We start from the raw sequence: 6,091 nt of genomic DNA on the forward strand, positions 1-6,091 counted from the left end.
TTGCTCAGCAGCAACTTTTTTAGGATAACATATCCCTCGCTGTTTGTCAACTGCTTTTTTCGAGGTTTTTCAACTTCTTTTCTGCAGCCCGCCGCGGCCTTCACCTCAGCGACAGCTTTGTTAGAATACCATTCACTTCGGCAAAAGTCAACCCTCTTTTATCCGGTTTGTATAACTTTCCGTGTTTACCAGTTTTTTCTTGCTATTTCACCCTTCTGCCGCAGTCTTTTACTAATCATGCTTATTTTTACTATTAGCATTGCTTATTATAAATCTCCATTTTACAAATGCCTTTCGTCATTTTTACTTTTCCCGCTTTTTGCAAGCAAAAGGACGGAAGGATCACCTTCCGTCCTTTGATCAGCGCAGCAGTATGGGCTGCAGCTGTTCTCCCCGTAATGCCGCTTCAATCGTCTCCGGCAGCAGTTGAAAATCCGCCACCAGCGAACAGGGCTTCTTCCGGAAATCATCCTGCCCAAATGGAACGAAGTAATAGTTTTTCCGCACCAGCAGTTCCCCGATATTCTTTGCCCCGGCGGACAGCCCGTCATTGCTGGCCATAGCGATTACGACAGGTCCTCCGTTGCGCAGGTGCGCCTTTGCCGCCATGGTAACAGTTGTATCCGTGATCCCAGCCGCCAGCTTTGCCAGGGTATTGCCGGTAGCAGGCGCGATCACCAGTACGTCCAGCAGCTTTTTGGGGCCGATGGGTTCCACAGAGGGGATATCGCACAGCACGTCATGTCCTGTCAGTTCTTCCAGCCGTTCCAACAGATCATCGGAAGTTCCGAATCTCGTATCTGTAAAGGCGGCATTTTCAGATACAATGGGGATCACAGTCTCATAAGATGCCGTCACTTTCTCCAGCGCTCTCAGCACCGCCTCATGGGTACAGAAAGAACCGCATACCGCAAATCCGACCCGTTCTTTTCTCACACAGGGTCACCCTTCCAATAAGATGTAGTTGATTGCGTCCCGGATGACAGCCGCAGCCGTACCGGGAACCAGCCGCCCGGGCAGCGATCTGGCCCAGATATGGCGCAGCCCCAGCCGCTCCGCTGCCGTTGCGTCAATCCCCTGCTGGGACGCCAGGTCGATGCAGAGGCAGTCCTTTGGCAGCTGTGACAACAGACCTTCATCCAAAACACGTGAGGGGATCGTGTTGAATACCAGGCCAAAGGACCCCAGTTTTCCATTCAGCGATCCGGTTTCCACAGCGTTCCAACCGTAAGCCCGGACCCAGGCCAGATCTTTTGGCTTTCTGGCGCTCGCCGTCACATGAGCCCCCAGGCCGTGAAGGCGGTAGCTCAGCAGTTTCCCAATACGGCCAAAGCCCAGCACCAGGCAGTCCATGCCCAGCAGCGTCCGGTCCAGGTTTTCCATGGCCACCTGGATGACAGCCTCCGCGGTAGCGGCAGCATTGGCGACTGTCAGTTCCTCCCGAAGGAAGTAGTCCTCCAGCGTCAGGCCGCAGGCCGAAGCCTCCCGATACTGCTGAGGCTTTACGTTCCCTGCCAAAATCCGCTGCCCGGGCCGAAGCTGCCGGAACAGTTCCAGTGTAGGCACCGGGTCCTCCTCGCAGTTCAGGACTCCTTCCCCCTTGCAGAGCGGAAGCGGCAAAATCACCACATCCGCTGTTACAGCCTGCGCCAAGGCAGCAGCGCCAACAGGCTTCCAGCATTCCAACCCATAAGTAAGGACTGACGCTCCATCCTGTGCGATCAGCCGAGCCAACTCGGCCTGCCGCCGGTCCCCGCCAATGACGCCAAAGGTCTTTTTCATCCAACACTCCCCCCTCGTTTCATGGTATGGTCCGGGAAGGGCATTGGTGATTGTCTTTTGCCGGTCCCCGTGATAGAATATCCCAAACATAAGAAAGGGAGCGCCTATGAAGTATCCATACCTGCTGTTTGACGCGGACGACACCCTGTTTGATTTTCCAAAAGCCTCCTCCCGGGCTTTTTCTGCCATGTGTACCGCTAACCATATCCCGGATACGCCGGAGGTCTATCAGCTCTACCATGAGATCAACGAAGTGCTGTGGCAGGCCTTTGACCGGGGCGAAGTTACCAAGGACTTTGTGACCCACGAGCGCTACGTGCGCTTTCTCAAGGCTCTGGAGCTGGACCGCGATCCTGGCAAATGCAATCGGGACTACTTAGCCGCCCTTGGCCAGTCGGTCTTTCCCCTGCCCCACGCGGAGGAGGTCTGCCGCACACTTGCAAGCCGGGGACATCATTTATATATGGTGACCAACGCCGTCGCCTCTGTGCAGCGCAGCCGTCTGACTCTCTGTACCTTCGGTGAAGTCTTTGAAGGCGCTTTCATCTCCGAGGAGGCAGGAGCATCCAAGCCCGATAAGGCTTATTACGACTATGTGCGCACCTGCGTTCCGGCGCTTTCTCCGGATAACACGCTGATCATCGGCGATTCTCTGTCCACAGATATCCGGGGTGCCAATAACGCCTGTCTTCCCTGCTGTTGGTTCAATCCAAAGGGTACCTCTGCGCCGCCGGATCTCACCATCGACTATGAAATCCACGATCTGCGGGAGCTTCTTGACATCGTATAAAAAGAGAACGGCCCTGTGGTTCACTTGAACCACAGGCCGTTTCATAATGATACATTATATATAGGACCGTTCCACGGCTGTGGGGCCGCCCAACCTCCGGGGCTCCGGACATTCCAGAAAACCCGCGTGGGCGTAGATGCGCCGCAAGCGGCGACCCACTGTTTCCAGGTCCCGCTGTCTGGCTGTTTTTAGTCCCGCTGATGCCAGGGACGGCAGCCTTCCGGACAGAAGTCCCTCCACCCGGTCCCGGAGTTCCCGGTCATCCCGTCCTTTGTAAACCTGTCCCCCGTCGGTCAGCCAGCCGTCGTACACTGGGATGTCCCGCAAAACCGTGGGGATGCCGCAGGCCAGGGCCTCCAGTACCACGATCCCCTCCGTCTCCTCATGGGATAGAAACGCAAAGACATCGCAGCCACAGTAGGCATCCCGCAGCTCCTCCGGGCTGACGAAACCCGGGAATGTCACATTGGGCGGCGCCGTCTCCACAGCCTGACGAATATGGGCAGGGATCAGCTCCGGCGCCGTATAGCCAAACCAAAAGAACCGGGTCTCCGGCATAGAGCGGGCCATCTCCACAAATTCCACCAGTCCTTTGCGGGCGATCATATGTCCCACGGACAGCACCGCCCGGTCCGTATCCGACAGGCCGTACTTTTTTCGGAAAACCATGCGCCGCTCCTGGCTTGGTGCAAAAAAGGATGTGTCCACTCCATTGCTGAGTACATAGACCGGCACCCGCACTCCATAGGACAGCAACAGGCGGCGGGCATACTCCGTGGGAGTGATGACGATGCTGCCGCTGTTGTAGCATCGCGTGATCCACCAGCGGAACAGGGGCGCCAGACGGTTGGAGCCACGGAAGGAGTTTCGGAAATCCTCCATGGTAGAATGTCCGTAATAGACCACCTTTCTGCCCCGCAGGCGGGCCCAGTGAGCCTCCAGCCAGCTGTCCGGAAACACGGTGTTGCAGTGGACAATCCCGGCGTCCCGTCGGTCCGTAACATCCACACCACAGCGCTCCAGCATAGCCCTCTGATGCTCCACAGCCTTGCCCACGCCGCTTTTCCGGACCAGCGCCAGAGAGCCGCTGTATAACTGCACACGCATGATAAAACCCTCTCTTTCTCAGGCCGGCAGCAGGCTTGCCAGCCGCCGAAAGGCCACCGTCAGCCCCAGGCTGTACAGCGCAATGGACGCCGGCTTTCCCAACAGAATAATGGCAGAAAACTGCTTCAGGGTCATCCGGGTAGTGCCGGCCAGCCAACACAGGAAGTCATCCGGCGCCACCGGGAAGAAGATCGCGGCAGCGAACCAACGGGCAAAATGGCGTTCTGTCCAAAGCTCATATTTTTCAATGGTCTCCCGTCGGAACAGCAGGTCCAGAACGGGTCTGCCGTAGCATCTTGCCAGCAGGAAAGCTGCCAGGGACCCCAGGCAGATACCCGTATAATTCCAGGCGAAACCCCACCAGGGCCCAAACAGCAGTACCCCCGCCAGACATCCCAGATCGCCGGGCAGGATGGGTACCACTACCTGCACCGCCTGGAACAGGACGAATGCCGCCCCGCCCCAGATGCCGAAGCCCTCCACAAAGGTCCGCAGAGCCTCCTGGGAAGTGAACAGGCCATGGCGAAGTCCATACCATACAAACAGCCCGCAGAAGAACAGTCCCAGCGCTGTGGTCAGATGAACTGTGGTCTTGCTCAGAAAGGCGGGCACCTCCCTGCCCTTCCGGTCACGCCGCATGATCCCGACTCCGCTGCTCCAGTACAGACGCATACAGCTCCGCCACCCGGTGGCCAAAGGCCTCTGCGGAAAACTCCCGTCGGGCAGTCTCCGACGCTCCCCGGGACAACTGGCGGCGCAGGTGCTCGTCCTCCAGAAAACGGTCCAGGAACCGACGGAATTCCACGCCGTCCCGGAACTGGCAGCCGTTAACGCCGTCCACGATGACGTCCGTCAGACATTCGTCCCGGCAGCACAGGGCGGGTACACCGGCAGCTAAGGCCTCCAGATAGGTCAGTCCCTGGGTCTCACTGGTGGAGGCACTGACAAAGAGGTCGCCCAGCCGGTAGTAATCCGCCACCTGAGCGGAAGGCACCATACCGGTGAAGGTCACCCGGTTCTCCATGCCAAGAGCTCTCACCTGTTCCTCCAGCTCCTGCCGGGAGGGCCCATCCCCTACCAGCAGCAGACGCACATCCTGCCGCTCCACAGGGGCCAGCAGCTCCAGCAGCTGGCCGATATTCTTCTCCTCCGCCAGGCGGCCCACATACACCAGGACCTTGTCCGAGGCAGCGATGCCAAGCTGCTGGCGCAGTTCTGTCAGGCGCGTTACGTCCGCAGGACAATCAAACCGGCTCAGATCAATACCCGTGGGGATCACGTGGACCGGGCGATCCACCTGATAGCGCTCCAGAATTCTCCGCACTTTGGCGGTCGGTGCAATGACACACTCCGTATGGCCCACTGCCCAGCGGGTAAAGGAAGCCACCGCGGCCCGTCCCCACCGCTGGCTTGGAGAAAAGTAATGGGTATAATCCTCATAAACCGTGTGGTACGTATGAACAATGGGTGCGCCCGTGGCTGCTGCCAACCGCTTCGCCATCACGAAGGTGGAAAACTCACACTGGGTGTGGATGATATCCGGCTTCCAGGCCTCCAGCTCCCCCAGCAGCTTCATAGCAGGGGCAGTCCGCAGACGGGCGCCGGGATAGATCATCCCCGCGCTGACGGCACCGATGTAAGTCACATCTCCCTCCCGACGGGAGTGGGGCGTCTGGGACAAGGTCAGTACCCGGACCTCATGGCCCCGGGCCGTCAGTTCCCGCTTCAGATTCAGAACTGAGGTCACCACACCGTTGACGGCAGGTGTGTACCAATCGGTTGCGATCAGAACTTTCAAAGGACACATCTCCTTTTCATTTACTGTATTATCCGTTCTAGTACAGTTAATATAGTATATTCTACGCGGATTGTCAAGTATTTCCTTGAATCCTTTTGTATTATTTTAGCAATGCACTATCACAGTAGTACAGTCTTGTCAATGCCCCGGACAACTTTTTCTGCTTTTCATCAATAAGACGCCTGTTTCCTTGATCTCGTTACTCATAAAACGGTATCAAACCCAGTTTTTCTTCAAAATTGCGCAAAAAAGACGCCACCCTTTCGGATGGCGTCTTTTGAGAAGTATCTCTTACTTCGCGGCCTTGGCAGCCTTGATGGCCTCGATCAGCAGCGGGGTGACCTTGAACAGGTCACCGCAGATGCCGTAGTCGGCGATCTCGAAGATGGGAGCGGTGTCGTTCTTGTTCACGGCGATAATGCACTCGGAATCCTGCATACCGGCCTTGTGCTGGATGGCGCCGGAGATGCCCAGAGCGACGTACACCTTGGGATGGACGGTCTTGCCGGTCTGTCCAACCTGATGGTCGGCAGACAGCCAGCCGGAGTCGATGGTGGCACGGGAGCCGCCCACGACGCCGCCCAGGACCTCAGCCAGCTCCTCAGCCAGCTTGA

At 57.5% G+C, this 6,091-nt stretch carries 7 protein-coding genes; 1 reads left to right on the top strand and 6 read right to left on the bottom strand.

Annotated features, from left to right (window positions below; genetic code table 11):
• Positions 1-360 precede the first annotated feature (360 nt).
• Together JQM66_RS12185 and JQM66_RS12190 are read right to left on the bottom strand one after the other, a co-directional pair.
• Positions 361-936: a dipicolinate synthase subunit B gene (locus tag JQM66_RS12185; RefSeq protein ID WP_235230143.1), complete on the bottom strand. Its 576-nt coding sequence runs from the start codon at positions 934-936 to the stop codon at positions 361-363.
• Between the two features lie 6 nt (positions 937-942).
• Positions 943-1,782 carry a dipicolinate synthase subunit DpsA gene (locus JQM66_RS12190; protein ID WP_235230144.1) on the bottom strand — a complete coding sequence of 280 codons (840 nt, stop codon included), beginning with the start codon at positions 1,780-1,782 and terminating at the stop codon, positions 943-945.
• Positions 1,783-1,888: 106 nt separating this feature from the next.
• Between JQM66_RS12190 and JQM66_RS12195 the strand changes: the two genes are divergently transcribed.
• Entirely contained in the window at positions 1,889-2,572 is a 684-nt protein-coding gene (locus JQM66_RS12195) for a YjjG family noncanonical pyrimidine nucleotidase (protein WP_235230145.1), read from the top strand.
• Positions 2,573-2,626: 54 nt separating this feature from the next.
• Here the strand turns inward: JQM66_RS12195 and JQM66_RS12200 are convergent, their stop codons facing one another.
• The 4 genes from JQM66_RS12200 to JQM66_RS12215 form a co-directional block, all read right to left on the bottom strand.
• Entirely contained in the window at positions 2,627-3,679 is a 1,053-nt protein-coding gene (locus JQM66_RS12200) for a glycosyltransferase (protein ID WP_235230146.1), read from the bottom strand.
• Positions 3,680-3,697: 18 nt separating this feature from the next.
• Entirely contained in the window at positions 3,698-4,318 is a 621-nt protein-coding gene (locus JQM66_RS12205) for a TVP38/TMEM64 family protein (RefSeq protein ID WP_235230147.1), read from the bottom strand.
• A complete protein-coding gene (locus JQM66_RS12210; protein WP_235230148.1) occupies positions 4,308-5,477 on the bottom strand; it encodes a glycosyltransferase family 4 protein in 1,170 nt (389 codons plus the stop codon). The genes JQM66_RS12205 and JQM66_RS12210 overlap by 11 nt, the downstream gene beginning before the upstream one ends.
• Before the next feature lie 291 nt (positions 5,478-5,768).
• On the bottom strand, positions 5,769-6,091 hold a 323-nt coding region (locus tag JQM66_RS12215; RefSeq protein ID WP_235228352.1), incomplete at its 5' end, for an electron transfer flavoprotein subunit alpha/FixB family protein.

The sequence above is a fragment of the Oscillibacter valericigenes genome, from assembly GCF_021531915.1.
Taxonomy (GTDB): Bacteria; Bacillota; Clostridia; order Oscillospirales; family Oscillospiraceae; genus Oscillibacter; species Oscillibacter valericigenes_A.

What these genes read in the sequence shown, in the direction of transcription:
- JQM66_RS12190 (WP_235230144.1), bottom strand. Translation starts at nt 1,782, where the DNA reads ATGAAAAAGACCTTTGGCGTCATTGGCGGGGACCGGCGGCAGGCCGAG.
- JQM66_RS12195 (WP_235230145.1), top strand. Translation starts at nt 1,889, where the DNA reads ATGAAGTATCCATACCTGCTGTTTGACGCGGACGACACCCTGTTTGAT.
- JQM66_RS12200 (WP_235230146.1), bottom strand. Translation starts at nt 3,679, where the DNA reads ATGCGTGTGCAGTTATACAGCGGCTCTCTGGCGCTGGTCCGGAAAAGC.
- JQM66_RS12205 (WP_235230147.1), bottom strand. Translation starts at nt 4,318, where the DNA reads ATGCGGCGTGACCGGAAGGGCAGGGAGGTGCCCGCCTTTCTGAGCAAG.